Here is a 26,764-nt window from a genome sequence, read left to right as displayed (position 1 = left end):
GTGGAGCTATGGGGATTCGAACCCCAGACCTCCTCCATGCCATGGAGGCGCGCTACCAACTGCGCCATAGCCCCTGGTCACCGCCACGAGTGTGCTCGCGGGCGGCGCTCCGGCAGCATATATCCAACCCCAGGATTCGCCTAATCGCACGAGCCGCGCACCACGCGGCTCGTGCGCATGGTGTCGTCAGGCCACGGCGTCGGGACGGTCGTCACTGTTGACGGGCTCCGGCAGCGTGCCCGCGTTGTGCTCCAGCAGGCGCCACCCCTTGCGCCCCTCCTGCAACACCGACCACGAGCAGTTGCCCAGCCCGCCGAGGGCCGGCCAGAGCTGCTCGGGCAGGCCGAGCAGCTCGCAGATGCCGAGCCGCAGCGCGGCGCCGTGCGAGGCGATGACCAGCAGGCCGTCGTCCTCGAGCCGGGAGGCCCAGCGGCGCATGGCCGCGGCGACCCTCAGGGCGACATCACCGACCGCCTCACCGTCGGGCGCCTCCCAGGCCACGTACTCCTCCGGCCAGCGGGCGGCGATCTCCTCACGGGTGAGCCCCTCCCACTGGCCGCCGCCCCGCTCCCGGAAGTCCTTGTCGACCAGCACGTCCAGGCTGGCGATCCGGCCGAGCGCGAGCGCGGTGTCGTTGGCCCGTTGCAGGTCGGAGGAGACGATCAGGGTGGGACGCAGCGACGCCAGCAGTGAGGCCGCCCTGGCCGCCTGGGCCTGGCCGGTCTCGTCGAGCGGGATGTCGGAGTGGCCTTGGAAGCGCTGTTCGACGTTCCACAGTGTCTGGCCGTGCCGCAGGCAGACGATACGCCTGCTCAAGTGCGGGCCCGCTGAATGTTGGCCTGCATCACGCTCTCCGGCAGCGCGATGGCCGGGCAGTCCTTCCACAGGCGCTCGAGCGCGTAGAAGGTGCGGTCCTCCTCGTGCTGGACGTGCACGACGATGTCGATGTAGTCGAGGAGCACCCAGCGGCCTTCGCGCTCGCCCTCGCGGCGCACCGGCTTGGCGTCGGCCTCGGTGCGCAGCTTGTCCTCGATCTCGTCGACGATGGCGCGTACCTGGCGGTCGTTCGTGGCGGAGCAGAGCAGGAACGCGTCGGTGATGACGAGCTGCTCGCTCACGTCGTAGGCGAGGATGTCATCGGCCAGCTTGTCGGCCGCGGCTTCGGCGGCGATCTGCACCAGCTGGACGGCTCTCTCAGATGCGGTCACGATGCGGGTCTGTCCTCCTGTGTCGGCAGCATGCCCTTGCCTTGAGCCTACCCTTCCTGGCCCAGACACCTCACGTACGGCTCGAAGACCCTAGGCGCCCGCAGCCCGGTAGAGCCCGCGCTTGTTGATGTACTGGACGATGCCGTCGGGCACCAGATACCAGATCGGCTCCCCCTTGCCCACACGCTGCCTGCACTCCGACGACGAGATGGCCAGCGCCGGGATCTCCAGCAACGTGACCTTGCCCTCGGGCAGCCCGGGATCGTGCAGGGTGTGCCCAGGTCTGGTGCAGCCGACGAAGTGGGCGAGTTCGAACAGCTCGTCCGCGTCCTGCCAGGTGAGGATGGCGCCGAGCGCGTCGGCGCCGGTGATGAAGTAGAGCTCGGAGTCGTGCCGGTAGATGTCCGAGATGTCACGCAGGGTGTCGATGGTGAAGGTCGGCCCGGGACGGTCGACGTCGACCCGGCTGACCGAGAAGCGCGGGTTCGACGCGGTCGCGATGACCGTCATCAGATAGCGGTCCTCGGGCGCCGACACCTCGCGCTCCGCCTTCTGGTACGGCCGGCCCGTGGGCACGAAGACGACCTCGTCGAGGTCGAAGTGATGGGCCACTTCACTGGCGGCGACCAGGTGACCGTGGTGGATGGGATCGAACGTCCCGCCCATGACACCAACGCGTCGCTTCCCCTGAGCATCAGGAGCGTTCATCATGAAACGGACCTTACGCGGAAGCCGTACCACAACATGATGGCACCCCCCTTCGTGATGAACGCGCATCCCTTCCCCTGCGGACGTAGCATGCCGGGCATGACGACCACCCCGGACCGCAACCGCGTCCAACTGCCCGGCATCTCGTCCCGTGCCTACGAACACCCCGCAGACCGGTCGGCTCTGGTCGCTCTGCGCAAGTTGAGCGGGTTCGACACGGTCCTCAAGCAGATGTCCGGCTTGATCAGCGAGCGGCGGCTACGCCTGATGTACCTCGCGTCGGCCGTGCGCGTGAGCGAGACCCAGTTCCGCTCCCTCTACGACATGGGCCGCGACGCCGCCTACACCCTCGACCTGCACCGGATCCCCGAGATCTACGTTCAGCAGGACCCCCAGGTGCAGGCCAAGGCCATCGGCTTCGACGACCCGTTCATCGTCGTGACCACCGGCCTGCTCAACCTCATGAACGAAGAGGAGCAGCGCTTCGTCATCGGCCACGAGACCTCCCACATCCTGTCGGGTCACGCGGTCTACCGGACGATGCTCGACATCCTCACCCGCCTCGCCACCCGCGTCGCCTGGATCCCGCTCGGTTACATCGGCCTGCGCGCGATCGTCGCCGGGCTCGAGGAGTGGTATCGCAAGTCCGAGCTGTCCTCCGACCGCGGCGGCCTGCTCACCGGCCAGGACCCCGAGGCGGCCAAGCGCGCGCTGATGAAGCTCGCCGGCGGCGCCTACATGCACGAGATGAACATCGAGGCGTTCCTGGAGCAGTACCACGAGTACGACACCGCGGGCGACCTGCGCGACGGCTTCCTCAAGGTCCTCAACCTGCTCGGCACCACCCACCCGTTCGCCGTGGTGCGCGTGGCCGAGCTCGACAAGTGGCACCGCAGCGGCGAGTACGACCGCATCCTGGGCGGCGACTACCCCCGCCGGGAGGACGACTCCAACGCCAGGGTCACCGACGAGGTCAAGGCGGCGGCCGAGTCCTACCGCGAGTCGTGGTCACAGTCGCAGGACCCGTTCATCGGGGTGCTGCGCGACGTGGCCGAGGGCGCGGTCAACGCGGGCGAGCGCATCTTCAACCGCTTCTCCCGCCGCGACGGCGGCCAGGGCTGATCCGTCAGAGCAGCAGGGCGATCGCGCGCACGGCAGCCGCGCACAGGGCGACGAACCCGCCCAGCACGGCCAGTGCGCGCAGTCCCTCCCGGCGTAGCTCCGGCAGGCGCTCGCCGATCCGCTCGATCTCGCGGCCGGTGATGCCGCCGCACAGCATGCCGAACACCACGCCCGCGGCGGTGACCGGAGCGGGCTGCTGCCACCAGTCGGCGGCGATCTGACCGCCGCCGATGAGCCAGAGCGCTCCGCCGGCCGCCACCGAGACGGGCACACCCGGCCAGACCACCGCGGTCACGGCCGACCCGGCGAGCGCGAACGGGAACAACAGCACCCGCAGTGTCGTCCGCCACCGCCGTGACGCGCGTTTGCGCACCATCCAGTGGCTCATCCAGACCAGCCTGATGAGCACCACGAACACCGTGGTGATGACGATGGTCGCGATCGGCCAGATCACGGACGCCACCACACACGGCACGGCGAGCACGGCCAGCAGCAGCAGCGCCGTGTTGCCCGCCGGCAGCGTGGTGGCGCCCGACTCGGCGCGGCGCTGCTTGGCCGCGCCGGTCGCCGCCTTGGTCCGGGCCCGTCCCGCTTTGGCGGCCTCCGCCGTACGAGCCCGGACCCTGGCGTCATTCACCCGCCCGCGCGGCGCGGGCACCTTCCCCTCGGCGGCCGTACGAGGCCGCGCCGCCCCCTCGGTCGCCGTACGGCTCCGCGCAGCCCCGTCGGCGGTCGGACGACCACGCGTCACACCCTCGGCGGCCGTACGACCGCGTGCTCCCTCGGCGGCGGCCCGGCCCCGGCCGGGCGCTTCGGCGGCGGCGCCACGTCCGCGCCCCGCGTCGTCGGCGGAGGCGGCCGCGCGTCCCCGGGCGTCGGCGCCGCCCCCACGCCCCGGCTCGTCCGCGGACGTCCGGCCACGCGCCTCGGCCGCGCCCCTGCCACGCGCCTCCCCCGCGCCACGCCCATCGGCATTGGTACGGCTCCGCGCCGCCCCATCCGTGCTGGCCCGCCCCCGCGGCGCCGGAACCTTGCCATCGGCCACGCGCCCCCGGCCGGGACGCGGCGTGGCGTCACCGCCCGTCGAGCGGGACGCGGCGTCGTCACCCGTGCGGCCGTCGGCGAGCGCGGCCCGCTGGCCCGGCGGGTCGGGATCGGGCGCCCCGGTCGCCTTGGCCAGCCGCGCCAGCCGATCGGCCAGCAGCGCGGCCGTGGGGCGCTTGCCGGGCTCGCGGTTGAGGGCGGCCCGCACCAGCGGCAGCAGCGCCACGGGCACGCCCTTGAGGTCGGCCTGCCCGTTGAGCACGGCGTACATCTGCGCCTCGGCGGTGCCCCGCCCGAACGTCGGCCGCCCGGTCGCGGCGAACGCCACGGTCGCGGCCCAAGCGTGCACGTCGGCGGGCGACTCGACCTGCTCGTCGGCGAAGATCTCGGGCGCGGTGTAGCCGGGGGTGCCGAGGAAGGTGCCGGTCATGGTCAGCCGGGTGGCGTCGATCACCTGGGCGATGCCGAAGTCGATCAGCACGGGCCCCTCGGCCCCCATGAGAATGTTGGCCGGCTTCAGGTCACGGTGGACGACCCCGGCCGCGTGGATGATCGCCAGCGCCGTGGCGATGCCCTGCGCCAGCTCGACCAGTTGCGCGAGGTTGAGCGGGCCGCTGTGCCGTACCCGGTCGAGCAGGGTGGCGCCCTCGATGTGCTCCATGACGAGGTAGGGACGGGGGCTGTCGAGGTCGGCGTCGAGCACCCTGGCGACGTAGGGGCTCTCGACCCGGCGAAGCGCACGCACCTCGCGCTCCAGCCGGATGCGGGACGAGTCATCCTCTACGAGGTCATGCAACACCTTGAGCGCGACCCGCTCGCCCCGTCGGGCACTGGCGAGATAGACCTCGCCCATGCCACCCCGGCCAAGCCGCTCGAGCAAGGTATACGGTCCGACCCTGCCGAGCTTGGTCACCGTCCCTCCCTGCTCGGCGCACCCATAAGGACACAACTCTAGCGGTGGGACGGCAGGTTACGTCTGAGGCGCGCCGAGACTTTACCGGCGAGACGACTCCGCGAGCAGGCTGTCGAGCGTCGCCCGCGGCTCCAGCGACAGGTCTCTACGGCCCTTCCTGCGCCAGCGGACGTGGCCGCGGCTCTCCAGCCAGAGCATCAGGCGATCAGCACCGAACAGCACGACGGCCGCGAAGGCCAGAGCGATGACGATCTGCATGCGGGCCAGTGAAACCGGGCCGCGGCCGCCGGACGGGCCGACACACCGCAGCCTTACCCGATCCGGTCAGTCCGCTGACCGAGCGATGACCGTGCCTTCGGACGTGCGCAGATGGCCCTCACCGGTATAGACCCACTTGGTGGAGGTCAATTCAGGCAGCCCCATCGGGCCCCTCGCGTGCAGTTTCTGGGTGGAGATGCCGATCTCGGCGCCGAACCCGAACTCACCCCCGTCGGTGAACCGGGTGGAGGCGTTGACGGCCACGGCGGCCGAGTCGACCAGTGACACGAACCTGCGGGCGGCCCGCTGGGACCGGGTGACGATGGCGTCGGTGTGCCCCGAGCCGTACCGCCGGATGTGCGCCACCGCCTCCTCCAGCGAGCCGACGACGGCGGCGGCGATGTCGAGCGAGAGGTATTCGGCGTAGAAGTCGTCCTCGGTGACGGGCACGACCTCCCCGAACCGGCCGATCCGCTCGTCGCCGTGCACGGTCACCCCGGCGTCGCTGAGCGCCGCGAGCGCCCTGGGCACGAACGTCTCCGCGATGTCGGCGTGCACCAGGAACGTCTCGGCCGCGTTGCACACCGACGGCCGCTGCGCCTTGGCGTTGACCAGGATCTCCACGGCCAGGTCCGGATCGGCGTCGGCGTCCACGTACACGTGGCAGTTGCCCACACCGGTCTCGATCACCGGCACGGTGGACTCCTCGACCACCGAGTTGATCAGCGAGGCGCCGCCCCGCGGGATCAGCACGTCGACCAGACCGCGAGCCCGCATCAGCTCCTTGACGGAGTCACGCGAGAGGCCCGGCACGAGTTGCACGGCGCCCGCGGGCACCTCGGTCTCCTGGAGCGCCTCCTGCATGATCCGCACCAGCGCGGTGTTGGAGGAGTAGGCGCTGGACGAGCCGCGCAGCAGCACGGCGTTGCCGCTCTTGAGGCAGAGCGCGGCGGCGTCGACGGTGACGTTGGGACGACCCTCGTAGATGATGCCGATCACGCCCAGCGGCACGCTGACCTGGCGCAGCTCCAGCCCGTTGGGCAGGGTGCTCCCGCGGATCACCTCGCCCACCGGGTCGGGCAGGTCGGCCACCTGGCGCACGGCCTCGGCGATGGCCGTCACCCGGGCCTCGTCGAGGCGCAGCCGGTCGATCATCGCCTCGGACGTGCCCCGCTCCCTGGCCTGCTCGACGTCGGCGGCGTTGGCCTCGACGATCTCGGCGGCGCGTGCGACCAGGGAGTCGGCGACGGCACGCAACGCCCGGTCCTTGGGCGCCCGCGGCAGCGGGGCCAGCTCGGCGGCGGCCTCTCGTGCCGCACGGGCCACCTTCAGGAACTCTGTACTCATCGCTTCGCTCCGCTCCGCTGCTCGGGGCTCTTCGGGCCCCGCTCATCCCTTGCCACTCCGGCCGCTCCCCTGCTCTCCTCCGCCAGAACGGAGCCGCACAGGCTCCTCCTGGTCTCACCGGGCGAGCGACTAACCGTGGGACTCCAGTATGACGATGTCGTCACGGTGGATCAGTTCGCGTTCATATTCCGGACCGAGCTCGCTGGCCAGCTCGCGGGTGGACCGTCCCAGCAGCCCGGGGATCTCGACCGCGTCGAAGTTGACCAGGCCCCGGGCCACCACTCCGCCCTGGGGCCCGCACAGGTCCACCGGGTCTCCGGCGGCGAACTCGCCCTCCACCGAGGTCACCCCGGCCGGCAGCAGCGACATGCGCCGGCCCACGATGGCCTCGACCGCGCCGTGGTCGAGGAGCAGCCGCCCCCGCCCGGTCGTGGCGTGCGCCAGCCACAGCAGCCGGGTGCCGGGATGGCGCCCGCCGGGATGGAAGTAGGTGCCGACGTCGGCTCCGGCCAGCGCCTGCGCCGCGTGGGCGGCGGCGGTCAGCACCACGGGCACCCCGGCGCCGGTGGCGATGCGCGCCGCCTGCACCTTGGTGACCATCCCGCCGGTGCCCACACCCGCGCCGTTCCTGCCCAGCTCGACCCCGGCGAGGTCCTCGGGCCCGCGGACCTCGGCCAGCCGCCGGGACCCCGGCCGGCTCGGCGGCCCGTCGTAGAGCGCGTCGACGTCGGACAGCAGCACCAGCGCGTCGGCGTGGATCAGATGGGTGACCAGCGCCGCCAGCCGGTCGTTGTCGCCGAAACGGATCTCGTCGGTGGCGACGGTGTCGTTCTCGTTGATGATCGGCATGATGCCGAGCTCCAGCAGCCGGTTGAGGGTGCGCTGGGCGTTGGCGTGATGGGCGCGGCGCATCATGTCGTCGGCGGTCAGCAGCACCTGGCCGACGCGCAGGCCGTAGCGGGCCAAGGAGGAGGTGTAGCGCGCGACGAGCACGCCCTGGCCGACCGAGGCGGCGGCCTGCTGCGTGGCGAGGTCGCGTGGCCGCGCGGACAGCCCCAGCGGGCCGAGGCCGGCCGCGATCGCTCCCGAGGAGACCAGTACGAGCTGCGTGCCGGCACGCCGACGCGCGGCCAGGACGTCGACGAGCGCGTCGACCCGGTCGACGTCGATCACGCCCTGCGGGGTGGTGAGCGACGAGGAGCCGACCTTGACGACCACTTTCGACGCTGCGCTGATCCGATCTCGCACGACAAAACCCTACCCAAGCCCTCGGAACCCCTACGCCAGCCTGCGGTCGGAACCCCGTGGTCCCTGACGTACGGACTCGGCGTTGAGGGTGGGCTGCCAGTCGAAGACGTAGCCGCCCTCCATGGGCCCGATGACCACCTCGGCTCCCGCGGTGGCGCCGGCCTTGACCAACTGCTCCTCCACGCCGAGCCGCTCCAGCCGGTCGGCCAGGTAGCCGACGGCCTCGTCGTTGCTGAAGTCGGTCTGCCTGATCCAGCGTTCGGGCTTCTCGCCGGTGACCTGGAACAGGTTGTCGTTGACCCGGCGCACCGAGAACCCGGCATCACCGAGCTGCTTGGGCCTGATCACGAGCCGCGTGGGCTCCTCGACCGGCTTGGCGGCCCGGGCGGCGGCGACCCATTCGCCCATCGCGTAGGTCAGCTCGCGCAGCCCGGCGTGGGTGGCGGCGGAGATCGTGAACACCCGCAGCCCCCGCTCCTCGAACTCGGGCTTGACCAGGTCGGCCAGCTCCCGCGCGTCGGGCACGTCGGCCTTGTTCAGCACGACCATCCGCGGCCGGCCTTCGAGCTTGCCGTAGGCGTGCAGCTCGGCCTCGATCACCTCGAAGTCGGTGACGGGGTCGCGGCCGGGCTCCATGGTCGCGCAGTCGATGACGTGCACGAGCATGTCGCACCGCTCGACGTGTCGCAGGAACTCGTGCCCCAGTCCCTTGCCCTGGGAGGCGCCCGGGATCAGGCCCGGCACGTCGGCGACGGTGAACACGGTCTCGCCCGCCGTCACCACGCCCAGGTTGGGGATGAGGGTGGTGAACGGATAGTCGGCGATCTTGGGCCGAGCGGCGCTCAGCGCGGCGATCAGCGACGACTTGCCCGCGCTGGGGAAGCCGACCAGGGCCACGTCGGCCACGCTCTTGAGCTCCAGCATGACGTCGAGCGCGTCACCGGGCTCTCCGAGCAGCGCGAACCCGGGCGCCTTGCGCTTGGTCGAGGCCAGCGCGGCGTTGCCCAGCCCGCCGTGCCCGCCCTGCGCGATCACGTAACGGGTGCCGACGCCGATGAGGTCGACCAGCACCTCCCCGGTGCCGGCGTCCTTGACCACGGTCCCGTTGGGCACCGCCAGGACGACGTCGGCGCCGCCCGCCCCGTCGCGGTTGGATCCCTGCCCCTGCTTGCCGTTGTCGGCTTTGCGGTGCGGGCGGCGGTGATAGTCGAGCAGGGTCGCGGTGTTGGGATCCACTTCGAGGATCACGTCACCGCCCCGCCCGCCGTTGCCGCCGTCGGGGCCGCCGAGGGGCTTGAACTTCTCACGGTGGATGGAGGCGCAGCCGTTTCCTCCGTCACCGGCCCTGACATGCAGAACCACCTGGTCCACGAAGTCCGGCATTTCCGCCTCTCCCTTACGCCCCTGACGAGGCTTCTTCTCTGATGCTCCTCAGCCCCTCGCCTGCCGGTGCCGGACCGCGAACCCGCCGGTCTCCGCACCACGCAAGGGGGCTACGAACGCGAAAAGGGGTGGATCGCACCGATCCACCCCTTGTCAACGCTCTCCGGTGGCGGATTACTCCGCGACTGGGACGATGCTCACGGCCCTGCGGCCGCGCTTGACGCCGAACTGCACGTGACCCGCGGCCAGCGCGAACAGCGTGTCGTCGCCACCACGGCCGACGTTGTCGCCGGGGTGGAAGTGGGTGCCACGCTGACGGACGATGATCTCGCCCGCGTTGACCAGCTGGCCGCCGAAGCGCTTGACGCCCAGGCGCTGAGCATTGGAGTCACGGCCGTTCCGGGTGGACGACGCGCCCTTCTTGTGTGCCATCTCTCAAACTCCGAATCAGGCCTGGTCGATACCGGTGATCTTCACCTGGGTGTACCGCTGGCGGTGACCCTGGCGCTTCTTGTAACCGGTCTTGTTCTTGTACTTGAGAATCCGGATCTTGGGGCCCTTGGTCTCGCCGAGAATCTCGGCGCTGACCGTGAACTTGCCCGCCTCCGTGGTCACATCGCCGTCGTTGACGACGAGCACCGTCGGCAGCGAAACCGAAGAGCCGACCTCGCCGGCGACCTTGTCCACCTCGAGGACGTCACCGACGGAGACCTTCTGCTGCCTGCCGCCGCAACGAACGATCGCGTACACCGCGGAACCCTTCTGCTGTCTGCTGTTGCAACCTCGACCATCCCGAAGGAACGGCCATTGACCGCCGAGTGCTGCGCCCACACCCGAGTCCTGTCTGAAAACCCAACGAACCTAGTGGGCGCGCCAACAGGGCACGTCACCTGACGCACCGATCCACAAGAGTACCGGATTAACGGTGCCCTAGGCGAACCGGCGGATCGTCGGACAGTCCGCCGAACAGCGCTTGGCTAGTCGGCGGACTTGGCTCGGCGAGAGCGTCGCCGCCCTCTGCCGGAAGTCTGACTGGCCTGGTCGTCCTCGACCGGGACGTCTTCAAGCGCACCGGTCACAGTATCACGACCAGCGGAGTCCTTCGCCGCGGAGACCTTTTCGGACACCGCCTTCTCGACCGCCATCTTGCCCTGCGTGCCACGCGGCTCCGGCTTGGCCTCCACCGGCTCCGTGGAGACGATGAGACCCCTGCCGTTGCAGCAGTCGCACGGCGTCGAGAACGCCTCCAGGAGGCCCTGTCCGACCCGCTTACGGGTCATCTGGACGAGACCCAGCGACGTCACCTCGGCCACCTGGTGCTTGGTCCTGTCGCGCGCCAGGCACTCCAGCAGCCGCCGCAGCACGAGGTCGCGGTTGGACTCCAGCACCATGTCGATGAAGTCGATGACGATGATGCCGCCGATGTCGCGGAGCCGGAGCTGGCGGACGATCTCCTCGGCCGCCTCCAGGTTGTTGCGGGTGACAGTCTCCTCGAGATTGCCACCCTGCCCGGTGAACTTGCCGGTGTTGACGTCGACGACGGTCATCGCCTCGGTGCGGTCGATCACCAGCGAGCCACCGCTCGGCAGCCAGACCTTCCGCTCCATCGCCTTGGCCAGCTGCTCGTCGATCCGGTACGACTCGAACACGTCGCCCTGCTCGGAGTCCCAGCGCGTCAGCCGCTCGGCCAGGTGGGGCGCGACGTAGTTGACGTACTCGTCGACCGTCTCCCACGCCCCCTCGCCCTGCACGACCAGCGAGGTGAAGTCCTCGTTGAAGACGTCACGCACCACACGGACGGTCAGGTCGGGCTCGGCCGAGAGCAGCTCGGGCGGGCTGGCCGACTTGGCCTTCTTCTGGATGTTCTCCCACTGGGCCGACAGCCGGGCCACGTCACGGGCGAGCTCGTCCTCGGAGGCGCCCTCGGCGGCGGTGCGCACGATCACACCGGCGTTCTCCGGCATGACCTTCTTCAGGATGCTCTTGAGCCGGGTGCGCTCCTTGTCGGGCAGCTTGCGGCTGATCCCGGTCATCGAGCCGTCCGGCACGTACACGAGGTAGCGGCCGGGCAGGCTGATCTGCGAGGTCAGGCGGGCGCCCTTGTGACCGATCGGGTCCTTGGTGACCTGGACGAGCACCGACTGGCCCGACTTCAGCGCCACCTCGATGCGCTTCGGCTGGCCCTCCAGGCCCGCGGTGTCGAAGTTGACCTCGCCGGCGTACAAAACGGCGTTGCGGCCCTTGCCGATGTCGACGAACGCCGCCTCCATCGACGGCAGGACGTTCTGCACCTTGCCGAGATAGACGTTGCCGACGTAGGACTGGCTGGCCTCGCGGTTGACGTAGTGCTCGACGAGGACGCCGTCCTCCAGCACCGCCATCTGCGTGCGGTCGCCCTGGCGGCGCACCACCATCATCCGGTCGACCGACTCGCGCCGGGCGAGGAACTCGGACTCGGTGATGATCGGCGGCCGCCTGCGGCCCAGCTCCCGGCCCTCGCGGCGGCGCTGCTTCTTGGCCTCCAGCCTGGTGGAGCCGCGCACGCTCTGCACGCCGTCGGCGGAGACGTCGTGCGAGGCGGCCCGGCCGGCGCGGGGCGCGCGAATGCGCACGACCGTGTTGGGCGGGTCGTCGACCGCGGGCTCGGCCACCTCCTCGGAACCGCGACGGCGACGGCGACGACGACGGCGCGAGCCGGTCATCTCCTCTTCCCGCGACTCCTCGGCCTGCTCCTCGTCTCCCTCGTCCTCGGACTCGTCGGACTCATCGGACTCGTCACGCTCACGCGCCTTGCCGCGTCCCCGGCCGCCACGGCGGCGGCGACGGCGACGGCTGCCGCCCTCGCCTTCGTCCTCGTCCTCCGCGCTCTCGTCGTCGGTGACGGTCTCGTCGGCGAGCTCCTCCTCCTGCTCGGCGACCGGCTCCGGCTCGGGGCGTACGGGCTTGGCCTGGCTCGGGTCGGGCGCCTGGAACAGCGGCGCGAAAATGGCCGCCGGGCGCTGGAAGCCGGTGCCGGGCTGGTCGTGCCGGCGCACCGACAGGCCGAACGGGTCGGACAGCAGGCTGCGCCGGTCGACCTCCTCGTCGAGGTCCTCGCCGGCGGGCTCGTCGTCGAGCGGCTCGTCCTCCGGCAGCACCTCCAGGATGTCCTCCTCCGGCAGGACCTCCTCCTGCGGCGGGGTCTCCTCGACCGCGGCGGCCGCGACGGGCTCGGCCTTCTTGCGAGTACGGCGGCGCGGAGCCGGCTCGGCCTCCTCCGTCACGGCGGCGGCCGCCTCGGGCGCGCCCATGGGCTCGGCCTCGGCGACCTCGGCCTCGGCGGCCTTCTTGGTGGCGCGGCGGCGCGGCGCGGTGGCCGTGGAGCGCGTCCGTGTGCGCTTGGGCGCCTCCTCGACGGCCTCCGCGACCGCGGCCTCGGCCGGGCTCTCGACGACCGCGGACGGCTCCGCCGGAGCCGGGGGTGAGGCCGGAGCCTGGACCGGCTGCTCCGCCTGGGCGGCCGCGACCGTCACGGGCGCGGGAACGGGCTCGTCGGGGATCTCCGGTGGCGGCCCCGCCGGCCGGCTCGCGGCACGGCGACGCTTGGTCACCTTGTTCTGTTCAGATGTTTCGCCGTCGGGGCCAGTGGCCCCGGTGTTGGGCTCGTTCTCGAGCATGCGGGCGCTCTCCCGTCAGCCCCCGGGCGCGTCGCCGCGCCGCGCAGGAGCCATCGTGTCTCGTTGTCCGCCCGCGTCCCCGCCAGGGGGCATGGGCGCCAAGTCCTGTCAGCGGTCGTGCCCGGCTCGCGCAAGGCACTCCCTTAGCCGACGACGTGCTCACCCGCCGGTCCCGCTTCGCCGCCGCGCGTAGTCTCGCGGTCAAGGTCGAACGGGTCGGCAAGCGCACCGGTGCTGGCGTCGAGCGGCCCCTGCGCCAGCCTGGTCACCTCGGGGGGGACCGGCGGCGCGAAGTCGGCCACAAGGCGCAGCCCTGTGAGCACATCGTCAGGTCGAACGGCAGGAGTCATGTGCCGAACAACCATGCGCAGTATGACACACGACTGTCCATGCACTTGAGCTGCGGTTCTCTCTGTCCCCTCGGGCATCACGAGCCTCACCACGGCCTCGCGCGCGTCGAAACGGCGCAGGCCCTTCTTGGTGAGGCGCTCGACCTCCACGGCGTCGGCGGCGAGAAACTTCTCGACCGCCACCCCCGCGAGCTCGCGATCCGCGCCGGGCAGCCGTACTTCCCATTCGGAGGCCTCCAGGCGGTCGGCCAGCCCTCCGGGGCCTGCCTCGGCGACGTCGAGCACGACGAGCACGTCGAGACCGGGCGGCAGCGAGCCGTCCAGATCGGCCCGGACACGCTCGGGGTCGCACGGCGTGGTGACGCCGATCTCGAGGTATTCGGCTTCGCTGGCCACGCCGGTCGGCGCGGCCCCCGCGTAGGAGATCTTCGGATGAGGTGAGAAGCCCGCGCTGTAGGCCACCGGAATGCCGGCACGACGAACCGCTCGTTCGACGGCCCGCGAGATGTCGCGGTGGCTGGTGAAGCGCAGGCGGCCGCGTTTGGCGTAGCGCACACGCAGGCGCTGCACCGTAGGCGCGGGCGGAGGCCCATCGGGAACAGGTTTCAGAGCTGTATCGTCCTTCCCGTGTTCAGAGTTCCTTCGTCCCAGGATATGCCGCTCCCAGGCCCGCAGGACCAGGATCATGTACGGCGGGGCATGGACCGGCCACCGAGCGCGGTCAGACCACCGTGAGAGGCAGCAGTTTGCGCCCTGTGGGACCGATCTGGATCTCCGTGCCCATGGTCGGGCAGACCCCGCAGTCGTAGCACGGTGTCCACCGGCAGTCCTCGACCTCGGCCCCGGAGACGGCGTCCTGCCAGTCCTGCCAGAGCCACTCGCGGTCGAGCCCGGCGTCGAGATGGTCCCAAGGCAGGACTTCGTTCTCCTCCCGCTCGCGCACGGTGTACCAGTCGATGTCGACGCCGGCCTTCTCGGCGCAGGTCATCCAGCGCTGGTAGGAGAAGTGCTCGCTCCATCCGTCGAAACGACCGCCGTCCTCCCAGACGGCCCTGATCACCGCGCCGACCCTGCGGTCGCCTCGCGAGAGCAGGCCCTCCACGATGGACGGCTTGCCGTCGTGATAGCGGAACCCGACGGCCCTGCCGTACTCGCGGTCGCCCCTGAACGAGTCGCGCAGCGCCTTGAGCCGCCGGTCGACGGTCTCGTGATCGGCCTGACTCGCCCACTGGAACGGCGTGTGCGGCTTGGGCACGAAACCGCCGATGGACACGGTGCAGCGGATGTCGCGCGAGCCGGTGGCCTCGCGGCCCGCCTTGATGACCTTCTTGGCCAGGTCGGCGATGCCGAGCACGTCCTCGTCGGTCTCGGTGGGCAGCCCGCACATGAAGTAGAGCTTCACCTGCCGCCAGCCCTGGGAGTAGGCGGTGGTGACGGTGCGGATCAGGTCTTCCTCGGTGACCATCTTGTTGATCACCTTGCGCATCCGCTCGGACCCGCCCTCGGGCGCGAACGTCAGCCCGGAGCGGCGGCCGTTGCGGGAGAACTCGTTGGCCAGGTCGATGTTGAAGGCGTCGACCCGGGTCGAGGGCAGCGACAGCGAGGTGTTGGTGCCCTCGTAACGATCGGCCAGGCCCTTGGCCACCTCGCCGATCTCGGAGTGGTCGGCGGACGACAGCGACAGCAGGCCGACCTCGTTGAAGCCGGACTCCTTGACGCCGTTGTCGACCATGGCGGCGATCGTGGTGATCGACCGCTCGCGCACCGGCCGGGTGATCATGCCCGCCTGGCAGAACCGGCAGCCCCGGGTGCAGCCCCGGAAGATCTCCACGCTGAACCGCTCGTGCACGGTCTCGGCCAGCGGCACCAGCGGCTTCTTCGGGTAGGGCCACTCGTCGAGGTCCATGACGGTGTGCTTGTGCACCCGCCACGGCACCTCGGACCTGTTGGGGGCGACCCGCTTGATCCGGCCGTCGGGGTGGTAGTCGACGTCGTAGAACTTGGGCACGTAGACGCCGCCCGACTCGGCGAGCCGCATGAGCAGTTCGTCGCGCCCGCCCGGCCTGCCCTCGGCCTTCCACTCGCGGATGACCTCGCTGATGGCGATGGCGATCTGCTCCCCGTCACCCAGCACGGCCGCGTCGAGGAAGTCGGCGATCGGCTCGGGATTGAACGCCGCGTGGCCGCCCGCCAGCACGATCGGGTCGTCCTCACCGCGATCGACGGCCATCAGCGGGATGCCCGCGAGGTCGAGCGCGGTCAGCATGTTGGTGTAGCCGAGCTCCGTGGAGAACGACAAACCGAGCACGTCGAAGGCCCGCACCGGGCGGTGGCCGTCGACGGTGAACTGCGGCACTCCCTCGGCGCGCATCAGAGCCTCAAGGTCGGGCCAGACGGCGTAGGTGCGCTCGGCCAGGGTCGCGGGCAGCTCGTTGAGGATCTCGTAAAGGATCGCGACGCCCTGGTTGGGCAGGCCCACTTCGTAGGCGTCGGGATACATCAGCGCCCAGCGAACGTCGGCGGAGTCCCAGTCCTTCACGGTCGAGTTGAGCTCACCCCCGACGTACTGGATGGGCTTCTGCACCTTGGGCAGGAGCGCTTCCAGGCGGTGGAAAATCGACTCGACAGGCATGAAACCCAGCGTAGCGGCGGTCAGCGCATGGCAGGTCCGAGGACTCGGACATTTCTAGTCAAACGACTGCTCCCGGATCCGGATCGACTGGAGGATCCCCACCGCGATCAGGTTGGCGAAGGTCGCGGTGCCGCCGTACGACACGAACGGCAGCGGCAGGCCGGTGATCGGCATGATCCCGATCGTCATCCCCACGTTGATGAACGTCTGGAACGCGAACCAGCAGACGATCGTCCCTGCGGCCAGCATGCCGAACCGGTCGTCACACTGCCTGGCGATCTTGAGGCCGCGCAGCAGCACCACGCCCAGCAGCAGCACGATGGTGACCGAGCCGAGAAAGCCGAACTCCTCCCCGGCGACGGTGAAGATGAAGTCGGTGTGCTGTTCGGGCACGAACCTGCCGGTGGTCTGCCCGCCGCCCAGCAGCCCCTTGCCGAACAGTTGCCCCGAGCCGATCGCGATCAGCGACTGCGTGCTGTTGTAGCCGACGCCGCGCGGATCGACTCCCGGGTCGACGAAGGCCGTGAACCTCGCCACCTGGTACGGCTCCAGCATCTGGAAGTGGAACACCGAGAACACCCCGGTGCCCGCGACCAGCACCAGCAGGGCGATCCACCGCTTGCGCACCCCGCCGATGATCAGCGCGGCGGCGGTGATGACCGCGAGCACCAGCGCGGTGCCAAGGTCGGGCTGCAGCATCACCAGCCCCATCGTCAGCAGCGAGGCCACCAGGGCCAGCACCACGTCGAGGTCGCGCGGCCGGTCACTGCCCTCGGCGGGCTGCGCGAGCAGCATCGCGATGATCAGCAGCAGGCCGAGCTTGGCGAACTCCGACGGCTGCACGGCGAACCCGCCGCCGAGCAGGATCCACGAGTGCGACCCGTTGATCGTGGCGCCCAGCGGGGTGATCACCATGACCAGGCCGGTCAGGCTGAGCAGGAACACCAGCGGCGAGTAGGCGCGCATCGCGCGGTGGTCGATCATCGCCGCCGCGCCGCACAGCAGCGTCCCGATGAGCAGGTTGAGGATGTGCTTCTTGACCAGTCCGGTCGATCCGGGCGCCCAGGTCCTGGTGGACGACCACACCAGCAGTGTGCCGATCACGCAGAGCGCGGCGACCGCGACCAGCATCACGCCGTCGAGCCGCCAGACCGCCGACTGCGCTCCGACCGCCCGCCGCGCGAACGACCGTCGCGCGCCCACCACCGCCCGTGTGGTCATCCGCCCGCCACCGTCCCGTCCGGCGAGAACTTCGGCAGCTTGGTGGCGGGCTTCCCGTCAGGCAGCACGGCCTGCCGTTTGATGCCGTAGATCCCCTCGTAGATCTCCCGTACCGCGGGCGCCGCGGTCTGCGCGCCCATCCCGCCCTGCGAGACCATGGCGACCACGACGAACCGGGGATTGCTGGTCGGCGCGAACGAGGCGAACCAGGAGGTGTCCTGCTTGCCCCAGACCTCCGCGGTGCCGGTCTTGCCGCCGATGCTGATCTTGTCCATCGGGAACCCGCTGAACGCGCCGGCCGCGGTGCCGTCGGAGGGCACCTGGCTGAGCGCGTTCTTGATGTAGAGGCGCTCCTTCTCGCTGATCGGCAGCCTGCCCACCACCGGCACGTCGTACTTCTCGACCAGAGTGCCGTCGGGCCGCACCCGCGCCCATCCGATGCGCGGGCTGCGCACCTTGCCGTCGTTCACCAGCGCCGCGTACGCCCTGGCCAACTGGAGCGGTGTCACCAGCACGTCACCCTGCCCGATGGAGAAGTTGGCCGAGTCGCCGGGCCGCAGCACGAACCCCTCGGCGCAGTTCTCCTGAGCCAGCAGCTTGAGGAACGCCGCCCGCGCGGCGTCGGTCACCTCCGGATAGCCCGTCTGTGCCCGCTTGCAGTTGGTGGCGCTGGTCAGGGCCCACATGTTCTTCTTCCAGGCCCGGTCGGGGATGCGCCCTGACGACTCTCCCGGCAGGTCGATGCCGGTCGGCTTGCCGAACCCGAACGCCCGCGCCGTGTTCGCGAACACCTCCTTGGCGTTCTTCTTCGGGCTGCGCCCTCCGTCGCGCAGATACTGCTCGTACGCCGACCGGTAGAAGATCGTGTCGCACGACTTGACCAGTGCCGTGTGCAGCGAGAGCGTGCCCAGGCCGATGCCGCGGAAGTTGTTGAACGCCCGGTCGCCCACCATGTAGGAGCCGGGGCAGTCGTAGGTGCCGTTGAGCGGATAGCCGGCCCGCAACATCGACGCCACCGACGACACCTTGAACGTCGAGCCGGGCGCGAACTGCCCGTTGATGGCCCGCGACACCAGTGGCTTGCCCGACTCCTCCGACAGCAGGCGCTTGTAGCCGGTCGTGGTGATGCCGTGGGCCCAGACGGCGGGGTCGTAGCTGGGCGCGCTGGCCAGCGCCAGCACCCGCCCCGTGCGCGCGTCGAGCACCACGGCCGCACCACCGTCGGCCTTCGGCGCGCCCTTCATCGCCCTGTGCAGCGCCCCCTCCACCACTTCCTGCAGACGCGCGTCGATGCTGGTGATCAGGTGATCGCCGGCGAGCGACGACACCTGCTGCTCGACCCCGATGGCCTTGCCCATCCGGTCGACCTGCACCCTGCGCAGCCCCGACTTGCCGCGCAGCACCTCGTCGTAGACCTCTTCCAGGCCGTCGCGCCCGGCCAGGTCGACCCCGGAGAACGAGGCCTTGAGCCCCTCGCGCTTCTCCAACTCGGCCTCTGTGACCGGCTGCAGGTAGCCGAGCATCTGCGCGCCGGCCTTGCCTCCCGGATACTGCCTGACCGACTGGATCTCCGCGGTGATGCCCGGGAACTCCTCCTGCCGCTCCAGGATCTGCAGCGCCTGGCGGGTGTCGGCCTTGCGCTCGATCGGCACCGGTTGGTACGGCGAGCCGGTCCAGCACGGCTTGGAGATGCCCGGCCCGCACGGCCTGATCCGGTCCTGCAACTGCTTGACCGGCTGGCCCAGCACCGTGCTCAGCTTCCGCAGCACCTCGACGCCGCCGTCCTTCATCCGCAGCAGGGCGTTGCGGTCGACCGAGACCACCAGCGAGGTCTGGTTGCGCACCAGCGGACGTCCGACCGAGTCGAGGATCTGGCCGCGGACGGCGGGCACGATCACCGCGCGGGTCCTGGTCTCCGTGGCCTTGGTCACGAACTCCTCCCCGCGCACCACCTGCACCTGCCAGAGGCGTACGGCGAGGACCACGAGCAGCGCCAGCACGAGCACGTGCAGCATGAACAGCCGGGTCCGCATCCGCGTCATGCCGCGTACCTCAGCTGTCCGCCACGCCCGTTCAGCCACATCACCACAGGCGAGGCGATGAGCGTGTAGACGATCGTGATCGGGATCTGCTCGGTCAGCGTGGCGATCGTCACCCGCGGATCGGAGATCAGCCCGCCCAGCCCGGCGGCCAGCAGCGGCGCGATCAGGACGCACACGATGACGGTGGTGACGGGGCTGCCGACCCCGCGCCCGGCCAGATAGCCGACCAGGGCCAGCACGAACGCGTACTGCCCGAGCAGATGCGCCGTCGGCGGCACCACGTCGACCAGCAGCCCGGCGCAGAACCCGATCACGGTGCCCGCGACCGGCCCGCGGGCCATCGCGACGCCCACCACGGCGAGCAGCACCAGGTCGGGCGCGGCACCACCCGGCAATCCCAGCCGGTTGACCACGATGACCTGCACCAGCACCGTGACCAGCACGATCAGCACGCCTATCATCGCGCTCCCTCCTTACGCGGGCGCTCCGGCAGCACGGCGTCCCTCGGGTCGCGCGCGGGCGCGCCCACGACCACACCGACGACGTCGAGCGCCGTCAGATCGGCGTACGGCCGGGCGAAGGCGACCCGGGTCAGCTCGCCCGGCGTCGCTTCGACCCGCTCGATCACTCCGATCGGCACACCCGGCACGTAAGGGGCGCCTCGCTGGGAGCCGAAGCTGACGATGCGCCCTCCACGGGTCATCGGCGCGGTCGAGTCGAGCAGCCTGAACTGCACGAGCCGCCCGTTCTCCCCCACCCCGTGGACGACGCCGATCTCCTCGCCGCCCTCCAGCCGGGCTCCCGCGGCCGACGCCCGGTCGCTGATGAGCACCGCCGTCGAGGTGCTGCGGGACACGTGAATGACGCGGCCGACCAGGCCGTCACCGTTGAGCACGGTCATCTCGGGACGTACGCCGTCGTCGGTGCCGGCGTCGAGCTGGACCGCGTCCTCGAAGCCGGGGACGCCGCGCCGGGCGATCACGTTGGCCGACACGACCTTGTAGCCGCCTCGCCCGGCCAGGCCGAGCATCCGCTTGAGCTGCGCGGACCGGGCCGCGTCGAGCCGGTTCGCGTCGAGACCGGCGCGCAGCCTGGAGTTCTCCGCCTGAAGTCGCTTGATGTCGCGCTGGGCGCTGGGAGCGCTCGCCACCGCGTGCAGGAAGTCGCTCACCGGGCGGCCCACGGTGCCGACGACCTGCTCGGCCCCGCCGAAGAACCACGCGCCCGCCGTCCGCACCGGCTGGAACGGCGAGCCCTCACCGGTGCGATGGTCGATGGTCAGAATGATCAGCGCCGCCGTCAGCAGCGTGCCTAGGATCAGCCGGGCGCGGCGCGACTCTCCCATCAGCGGCGCGACTCCGGCACGAGCACCTGCTGCAACGCCTCGAACTCCTCGACGCACCTGCCGGAACCGAGCGCGACCGAGTCAAGGGCGTTCTCGACCAGGTGGACGGGCATGCCGGTCTCGGCCTTGATCCGCTCGTCCATGCCCTTGAGCAGGGCTCCGCCGCCGGTCAGGGCGATGCCGCGGTCCATCAGGTCGCCGGACAGCTCGGGCGGGCACTTGTCGAGCGTGGTCTTGACGGCGTCGACGATGGAGTTGACGGGCTCCTCGATGGCCCTGCGGATCTCACCGCCGGACACCACGATCGTCTTCGGCAGGCCGCTGACCAGGTCACGGCCGCGCACCTCGGCGTGCGGCTCCTCGCCGAGGGCACAGGCCGAGCCGATCGCCATCTTGATCTCCTCGGCGGTGCGCTCGCCGAGCATGAGGGAGAACTCCTTCTTGGCGAAGGTGATCACCGCCTGGTCGAGCTCGTCGCCGCCGACCCTGATCGACTGGCTGGCCACCACACCGCCCATCGAGATGATCGCCACCTCGGTGGTGCCGCCTCCGATGTCGACGACCATGTTGCCGGTCGGCTCGTGCACCGGAAGTCCGGCGCCGATCGCCGCGGCCATCGGCTCCTCGATGATGTAGACCTTGCGGGCTCCGGCCTGGTAACCGGCCTCTTTCACGGCCCGCTGCTCGACGCTGGTGATGCCGCTGGGCACCGCGACGATGATGCGCGGCTTGGCAAAGTGGCGCCTCTTATGCACCCTTTGGATGAAATATCGCAGCATCCGCTCGGTGACGTCGAAGTCCGCGATCACCCCGTCCTTGAGCGGTCGAACGGCCACGATGTTCCCAGGGGTGCGGCCGATCATGCGCTTGGCCTCGACGCCCACCGCCACGATCTTGCCGGTCGCGGTGTTGATGGCGACGACCGACGGCTCGTTCAGCACGATGCCCCGACCGCGCACGTACACCAAGGTGTTGGCCGTGCCAAGGTCGACGGCCATGTCCCGGCCGAGAAAAGCGAGCTTGCTGCCCATGGGGAACGGAGCCTTCCGTAATGTCGTACGCATAATGACTACGGATCGAATTCGAATCGTAACGGTACGTACCCCGGGGCACTTGGAATGAGCCCACGCGCCCTACAAAAAACTTCCGCCCCTCCGTAAAGTCCTCTTTTGCGGTCGAATGCCCCCTACGCCCTAGAAATTCCATTTGAACGCAAAAGTGCCCGCGCGGCACTGTGGCCGGCGGGCACCTGTGAAGCGTGGCCGGGAGGGACGAACCTCCGGAAACGCTAGAAACGGTCCGGGAAGAAGATCTTGATCTCGCGGGCGGCCGACTCGGCCGAGTCGGAACCGTGGACGACGTTCTCGCCGATCTCCAGGGCGTGGTCACCGCGGATCGTGCCGGGAGGCGACTTGACCGGGTCCGTGAGCCCGGCCAGCGCGCGGAACGCCTCGACGGCACGCGGGCCCTCCAGCACCATGGCGACGAGCGGAGCCGAAGTGATGAACTCGACGAGCTCGCCGAAGAACGGGCGCTCGGAGTGCTCGGCGTAGTGCGCCTTGGCGGTGTCGACGTCGAGGGTGCGCAGGTCCATCGCCACGACCTTGAGGCCCTTGCGCTCGACGCGGGCGATCACGTCACCGATGAGGCCGCGCTTCACCCCGTCGGGCTTGATCAGGACAAGAGTGCGCTCGGACACTTGAGGTTCTCCTTCGAACAGGGTCTGGGGTCGCGAATGCTGCTACCGGGCGCCGGGATCACTCCAGTGAGAACGCTCCGCGGCACGGAGGACCTCGCATCGGCTGTAGCTGCGGCTCAGCTTACCGTCCACGACGGCACCCCGGTCTCCCCGAACCCGCGTCCAACCCCCGAACCAGCATCGGAACCGGGCCCCGGCAGGACCCCGCAGAGCCCTGCGGAAACCCGCGGCGACCACCGATGACGGACAATCGTCGTTGACCGGCTCGACCTACGGAGATCCGTCGTCCTCCGGCGACGGCGTCGGAGGCGGCACCGGCGGCAGCGGGCCCGTGGACTCGGTCGGCGCATCCCCCTGCTCAGGTCCACCCTGGCGTGGTACGGACGCTTCAGCCCCCGGGCGTGCTCCACGCCCACGACCGGCTCCAGACCGCCCAACGCCCTTGCCCTCACGGGTCACGCCGGGCTTCTCATCCCCCGACGTCGCCGTAGGCGTCTCCTCCCCACCCTCAGAGGACGCACCAGCCTTCACGTCCCACCTGACCTCAGGAGAGCCCGCGCCCCCGCCAGCCCTCTTACTTCCATCATCGGAGCCGCCCACTCCCGCGCCTCCACCAGCCACGCCGCCGACGCTTTCGCTCTCGGAGGACGACGACTCCGTCCCGCCCACCTGCGACGTCTCCAACGCCGATCGCCCGCCTCCATCGGGTGCCCCGGACCCAGCGGCTCCCTTGCTCACCGGCGGCGTCGCGGACGAAGAACTCCGCCTACCGGCCCGCCGAACCGGGGAAGGCGCCTCCCCACCCTCATCGGGTGCCCCCTCGGAGATACGGGAATCGCTGATCATGGGAGAGGGAACGCGAGGAAGCGCTCCCGTCGGCTCGTCATCCTCGACGGGTCGCGCAGGCTCCCCGGCGGAACCGGCCTTCGTGGACGGCTTCGTCCCTCGTTGGGAGCCCACCGTGGGAACCGGCCGGTCGCCGGACGCCGAGACATCCCGCCCAGCGGCGTCCTCACCGCTCGGCGCGACCACCGCCGCCCCGTCCGGCACCGGTACGGGATCGATCTCCTCCACCGAACCGCCGCCAGCCGCAGCAGAGGAGCCGTCGTCGGCGACAGATGCGCGGCGAGCCAGAAGTGAGGCCAGCAGGATCACCACCACCACGACGAAGCCACCGATCAACGCCCACAGATGAAGAGCGCCCACGAACCGGTCGACGAGCTCCTGCGTCGACGTCACCCCGCGCAGCATCGCCATCTGCACTCCCGTGCCGAGCAGATAGCCCGCGAGCACCCCGGGAAAGCACAGCGCCAGACCGAACAGGGCGGACCCGAGCCCTGCCTTGCCGAGCGCGGCGGTGACGGCCACGGCGGCGCCGACCGCGAGCAGAGTGAACGGCACGATCATCACCAGCCCCTGCGGGGCGGGCACCACCACGCGAACCGAACACAGACCGACGACCATGGCCAGCAACCCCAAGGGCGTGAGCCACCGCGTCGCCGCCCCCGCGAACAGCCGGACCACCACGGCGGCGGCCACCGCGAGCAGGCCCGCGACGACGAACGGGATCCACAGCCCCTTCAGCCCCGGCCCGCCCAGCCCCTTCATCTCGACATAGGTCATCTGGGCGACACTGGGCAGCAGCACGGTGCCGACCGCGACCATGGTGTAGGCGAAGGTACGGCCCTCCCGGGCGCCGGTGGACGCCAGCGCGAGCAGCGCGCCCACCGCCAGGACCGCCACCACGATCACCAGGTTGGCCCGCCAGTCATCGGTCGCGGTGCTGATGGCTAGGACCGAGATGCCCGCCGCGGGCACGGTCGCGAGCAGCAGACGGCTGCGTTCGCTGGCTCGCGGCGCGGCCGCGGGCTGACGGCCGTGCAACTGCCAGACGACGAGGTAGGCGGCCGCGAGCCCCAGCGCGATGCCGGTCAGCATGGGGTACGGCTGGAGAGTGACCTTCCAGTTGTGGATGCCGTCGAGCGGCCACAGGGCGAGCGCCTGGGCCGCGAGCAGGCTCAGCGAGAGCATGCCGGTCCAGATGGCCCGCAGCACCGGCGGACGCTGCCAGACCGCGACCAGCGTGGCCGGGATGAGCAGTCCTGCGCCGATGCCGTGGAGCACGCGCAGGACGCCGACCAGGAACGTCGACCCGGCGTAGCCGCCGGCGGCGTCGGCCACCGCCAGCAGCGCGAGCCCGCCGACCAGGACGTAGGCGACTCTCATCCGTCCCAGCGCCACGGACGCGAGCGGCACCGTCAGGATCATCGCCGGCAGCGCCAGCCCGTGAGCCCGCATGAGCTCGAGCCGGTCGAAGCCCTCGGGCAGCAGGGCGCCGACCACGGAGACGGTGTTGGGGATCGCGACGATCGCCAGGGGAAGCGCCGCCACGATGAGCAACGCGAGCACGGTGTCGAGCAACCACGGGTACATGACGCCCGCGGTGGGTCCCGGGGCTGGCGCTCTGGGGGACCGCTGAATCGGGGGGACGGCCATGTAGGCCGACTTTAGCGGGAAGTCACGCCCTCGACACGGCGAGCGACGAATATCGCGGTGATCCAGAGCGCCGTGAAGATCGCTCCGAGGAAGAACATGGCCGATACGAGGAACCCCGTACCGATCGCAAGGACTTGTACGACGCTGCCCAGGATGTAGCCGATCGGCCGTTTGAGCATCCCGGCCGCGACGACACAGAGCACGGCGAGTCCCAGACCGACCGTCGCCGCCACGGCGGGCTCGACGCCGCCGACACTGATCGCCACCGGTGTGACGAGGCCCGCGACAATGGCCTCCATACCGAGGACACTCGCGCCGAGCCGGCGCATACCCGGTGTGACCTGGAAGCTCATCATGAGCCTTCCGCCTTCATCAGATGGCGGGCATCGCCTGCGGTCACCACGGACCCGACGATGAACACCCCGGTGCCGCTGAACTCGCCCTGTGCGTCGGCGATCGCGATGCCCCTGTCGATGGCGTCGTCGAGGCGCTCGACCAGGTGTACGCGATCTTCTCCGAAGAGGGGCGTGGCCAGCTCGGCGAGCTCCTCCGGAGCCATCGACCGCGGTGAGGAGTTTCTGGTGACGACGATCTCGTCGACCATGGGTTCGAGCAGCTCGAGCAGCCCATGGACGTCCTTGTCGCGCATGACCGCGACGACGCAGATCAGCTTGGCGAAGTCGAACGCCTCGTGCATCGCCTCGAGCGTGGCCTGCATGCCACCGGGATTGTGCGCGGCGTCGACCACGACGGTGGGATTGCGCCGCACGACCTCCAGCCGCCCCGGCGACGACGCCTCCGCGAACGCCTGCCGTACCAGCTCGATGTCGAGCGGGTCGTCACCGCCGCTCAGCGCCTCCACAGCGGCCAGTGCGGTGACCGCGTTGCTCGCCTGGTGCGCGCCGTGGAGCGGCAGGTACACCTCGTCGTAGACGCCCTTGAGGCCGCGCAGCGTCATCAGCTGACCGCCCAACGCGATCTCACGGCTGAGCACTCCGAACTCCAGGCCCTCCCGGGCGACGACCGCGCCCACGTCGGCGGCCCGCCGCATCAGCACCTCCGCCGCTTCAAGCTCCTGCTGGGCGAGCACCGCGGTGGCCTCAGGCTTGATGATGCCGGCCTTCTCCCCCGCGATGCTCGCGATGTCGGGTCCGAGCCGGTCTGTGTGGTCGAGCGAGATGGGGGTGATGACGCCGACCGTGCCGTCGGCGACGTTCGTGGCGTCCCAGGAGCCCCCCATGCCCGCCTCGACCACCGCGACGTCGATCGGGGTGTCGGCGAACACCGCGAACGCCATGGCCGTGAGCAGTTCGAAGAACTGGATGCGCCGCCCCTGCGTGTCGGCCAGGTCGACGTAGGGCGCGATCTCCTCATAGGCCTGGGCGAACTGCTCCTCGCTCAACGGCGTGCCGTCGACTGTGATGCGCTCGCGCATCGAGACCAGGTGGGGGCTGGTGAAGCGCCCCACACGCAGGTTGCGCTCCTTGAGCAGCGCCTCCGTGAGCCGCGCCGTACTCGTCTTGCCGTTGGTGCCCGCTATGTGAATGACAGGGTATGCACGCTGGGGCGAGCCGAGCAGATCCATGAGAGCCGCGATCCTGTCGAGCGTCGGCTCGAATTGCCACTCGACGCCTCGTTCCATGATCGCGCGTTCAACCGCACGATAGTCCACCCCTCAACCCTACTGACCGCACAGACCGCTCCCCACCTTGCGCCAGCCCATGCGGCATATGGCCGTACAGCCCTCGATCGGGAGCCACGGAATCGCCTCGGCAGCATCAGCTCGAATCACACCGGCCCCGTTGCGCATCTCCAACGCCGGCACCATCCGTTGTCACGGAGGCAGCACCGGAAGACGCCTTCTCAAGGACCGGCCCACCCCTCTGAACACGAAATCCAGCACAAACGAAAAGGCCCCTTCCCTGGGCCCAGGCGGACGGTTGCAATGGCGCCCCCGTAACGCAAAAAAGGCCCCGACTGGAGCCCGCCCAACACAGCCCGTAAACGCGAGAAGGGCCCCACCAAACGGTGGAGCCCTCCTCAAACAATTGTCCGGCGGTGACCTACTCTCCCACACCCTCCCGAGTGCAGT

The 26,764-nt window shown here is 70.2% G+C and carries 23 protein-coding genes and 1 tRNA gene; 1 reads left to right on the top strand and 23 read right to left on the bottom strand.

Annotated features, from left to right (window positions below):
• Position 1 precedes the first annotated feature (1 nt).
• The 4 genes from AB0I38_RS28180 to nadD all read right to left on the bottom strand — a co-directional run bounded on the left by AB0I38_RS28180 (position 2) and on the right by nadD (position 1,919).
• Positions 2-74, bottom strand: a tRNA-Ala gene (locus AB0I38_RS28180).
• Positions 75-186: 112 nt separating this feature from the next.
• Complete coding sequence (locus AB0I38_RS28175) at positions 187-816, bottom strand: histidine phosphatase family protein (protein ID WP_358480179.1); 630 nt, start codon at positions 814-816, stop codon at positions 187-189.
• Entirely contained in the window at positions 813-1,208 is a 396-nt protein-coding gene (rsfS, locus tag AB0I38_RS28170) for a ribosome silencing factor (RefSeq protein WP_189128907.1), read from the bottom strand. The genes AB0I38_RS28175 and rsfS overlap by 4 nt, the downstream gene beginning before the upstream one ends.
• A gap of 90 nt (positions 1,209-1,298) precedes the next feature.
• A complete protein-coding gene (gene nadD, locus AB0I38_RS28165) occupies positions 1,299-1,919 on the bottom strand; it encodes a nicotinate-nucleotide adenylyltransferase (RefSeq protein ID WP_358480145.1) in 621 nt (206 codons plus the stop codon).
• A gap of 87 nt (positions 1,920-2,006) precedes the next feature.
• Here nadD and AB0I38_RS28160 point away from each other — a divergent pair, with 87 nt between their 5' ends.
• Positions 2,007-3,038 carry a M48 family metallopeptidase gene (locus AB0I38_RS28160; RefSeq protein ID WP_358480136.1) on the top strand — a complete coding sequence of 344 codons (1,032 nt, stop codon included), beginning with the start codon at positions 2,007-2,009 and terminating at the stop codon, positions 3,036-3,038.
• A gap of 4 nt (positions 3,039-3,042) precedes the next feature.
• On the opposite strand, the gene AB0I38_RS28155 is transcribed toward AB0I38_RS28160, so the two are convergent.
• The 19 genes from AB0I38_RS28155 to AB0I38_RS28065 form a co-directional block, all read right to left on the bottom strand.
• The gene (locus AB0I38_RS28155; protein WP_358480118.1) at positions 3,043-4,995 is read right to left on the bottom strand and encodes a serine/threonine-protein kinase; all 1,953 of its coding nucleotides are present in this window, start codon (positions 4,993-4,995) and stop codon (positions 3,043-3,045) included.
• A gap of 81 nt (positions 4,996-5,076) precedes the next feature.
• Entirely contained in the window at positions 5,077-5,253 is a 177-nt protein-coding gene (locus AB0I38_RS28150; protein WP_358480105.1) for a hypothetical protein, read from the bottom strand.
• A gap of 66 nt (positions 5,254-5,319) precedes the next feature.
• Entirely contained in the window at positions 5,320-6,600 is a 1,281-nt protein-coding gene (locus tag AB0I38_RS28145) for a glutamate-5-semialdehyde dehydrogenase (protein ID WP_358480099.1), read from the bottom strand.
• A 129-nt stretch (positions 6,601-6,729) separates the two neighbouring features.
• The gene (gene proB / locus AB0I38_RS28140) at positions 6,730-7,848 is read right to left on the bottom strand and encodes a glutamate 5-kinase (protein WP_358480081.1); all 1,119 of its coding nucleotides are present in this window, start codon (positions 7,846-7,848) and stop codon (positions 6,730-6,732) included.
• Between the two features lie 30 nt (positions 7,849-7,878).
• Positions 7,879-9,231, bottom strand: coding sequence for a GTPase ObgE (gene obgE / locus AB0I38_RS28135; RefSeq protein ID WP_358480065.1), 1,353 nt, complete (start codon positions 9,229-9,231; stop codon positions 7,879-7,881).
• A gap of 174 nt (positions 9,232-9,405) precedes the next feature.
• On the bottom strand, positions 9,406-9,663 hold the full coding sequence (gene rpmA, locus AB0I38_RS28130) for a 50S ribosomal protein L27 (protein ID WP_012893687.1): 258 nt from the start codon (positions 9,661-9,663) through the stop codon (positions 9,406-9,408).
• Between the two features lie 15 nt (positions 9,664-9,678).
• Positions 9,679-9,981: a 50S ribosomal protein L21 gene (gene rplU / locus AB0I38_RS28125; protein WP_049575732.1), complete on the bottom strand. Its 303-nt coding sequence runs from the start codon at positions 9,979-9,981 to the stop codon at positions 9,679-9,681.
• A gap of 227 nt (positions 9,982-10,208) precedes the next feature.
• A complete protein-coding gene (locus AB0I38_RS28120) occupies positions 10,209-12,887 on the bottom strand; it encodes an Rne/Rng family ribonuclease (protein ID WP_358480058.1) in 2,679 nt (892 codons plus the stop codon).
• Positions 12,888-13,030: 143 nt separating this feature from the next.
• Positions 13,031-13,807: a TIGR03936 family radical SAM-associated protein gene (locus AB0I38_RS28115; protein ID WP_358481678.1), complete on the bottom strand. Its 777-nt coding sequence runs from the start codon at positions 13,805-13,807 to the stop codon at positions 13,031-13,033.
• Positions 13,808-13,958: 151 nt separating this feature from the next.
• On the bottom strand, positions 13,959-15,869 hold the full coding sequence (locus AB0I38_RS28110) for a TIGR03960 family B12-binding radical SAM protein (RefSeq protein ID WP_358480055.1): 1,911 nt from the start codon (positions 15,867-15,869) through the stop codon (positions 13,959-13,961).
• A 54-nt stretch (positions 15,870-15,923) separates the two neighbouring features.
• A complete protein-coding gene (rodA, locus tag AB0I38_RS28105; protein WP_358480047.1) occupies positions 15,924-17,090 on the bottom strand; it encodes a rod shape-determining protein RodA in 1,167 nt (388 codons plus the stop codon).
• Positions 17,087-19,132, bottom strand: a complete 2,046-nt coding sequence (gene mrdA, locus AB0I38_RS28100) for a penicillin-binding protein 2 (protein WP_358480040.1) — start codon at positions 19,130-19,132, stop codon at positions 17,087-17,089. The genes rodA and mrdA overlap by 4 nt, the downstream gene beginning before the upstream one ends.
• A complete protein-coding gene (gene mreD / locus AB0I38_RS28095) occupies positions 19,129-19,593 on the bottom strand; it encodes a rod shape-determining protein MreD (protein ID WP_358480029.1) in 465 nt (154 codons plus the stop codon). Before mreD ends, mrdA begins: the two co-directional genes overlap by 4 nt.
• Positions 19,590-20,477, bottom strand: a complete 888-nt coding sequence (gene mreC, locus AB0I38_RS28090) for a rod shape-determining protein MreC (RefSeq protein ID WP_358480018.1) — start codon at positions 20,475-20,477, stop codon at positions 19,590-19,592. The genes mreD and mreC overlap by 4 nt, the downstream gene beginning before the upstream one ends.
• Positions 20,477-21,508, bottom strand: coding sequence for a rod shape-determining protein (locus tag AB0I38_RS28085; RefSeq protein ID WP_358480002.1), 1,032 nt, complete (start codon positions 21,506-21,508; stop codon positions 20,477-20,479). The genes mreC and AB0I38_RS28085 overlap by 1 nt, the downstream gene beginning before the upstream one ends.
• Positions 21,509-21,765: 257 nt before the next feature.
• Entirely contained in the window at positions 21,766-22,176 is a 411-nt protein-coding gene (gene ndk / locus AB0I38_RS28080; protein ID WP_189129154.1) for a nucleoside-diphosphate kinase, read from the bottom strand.
• A gap of 270 nt (positions 22,177-22,446) precedes the next feature.
• Positions 22,447-24,609 carry a hypothetical protein gene (locus AB0I38_RS28075; protein WP_358479989.1) on the bottom strand — a complete coding sequence of 721 codons (2,163 nt, stop codon included), beginning with the start codon at positions 24,607-24,609 and terminating at the stop codon, positions 22,447-22,449.
• Between the two features lie 74 nt (positions 24,610-24,683).
• Positions 24,684-25,028 carry a DUF4233 domain-containing protein gene (locus AB0I38_RS28070; protein ID WP_358479985.1) on the bottom strand — a complete coding sequence of 115 codons (345 nt, stop codon included), beginning with the start codon at positions 25,026-25,028 and terminating at the stop codon, positions 24,684-24,686.
• A complete protein-coding gene (locus AB0I38_RS28065; RefSeq protein WP_358481666.1) occupies positions 25,025-26,314 on the bottom strand; it encodes a bifunctional folylpolyglutamate synthase/dihydrofolate synthase in 1,290 nt (429 codons plus the stop codon). The genes AB0I38_RS28070 and AB0I38_RS28065 overlap by 4 nt, the downstream gene beginning before the upstream one ends.
• Positions 26,315-26,764: the final 450 nt, after the last annotated feature.

The sequence above is a fragment of the Nonomuraea cavernae genome, assembly GCF_040655715.1.
In the GTDB taxonomy this organism is placed as follows: Bacteria; Actinomycetota; Actinomycetes; order Streptosporangiales; family Streptosporangiaceae; genus Nonomuraea; species Nonomuraea cavernae_A.
The sequence above is the reverse complement of the archived record's forward strand: the minus strand, read 5'-3'. Positions and strand labels throughout refer to the sequence as shown.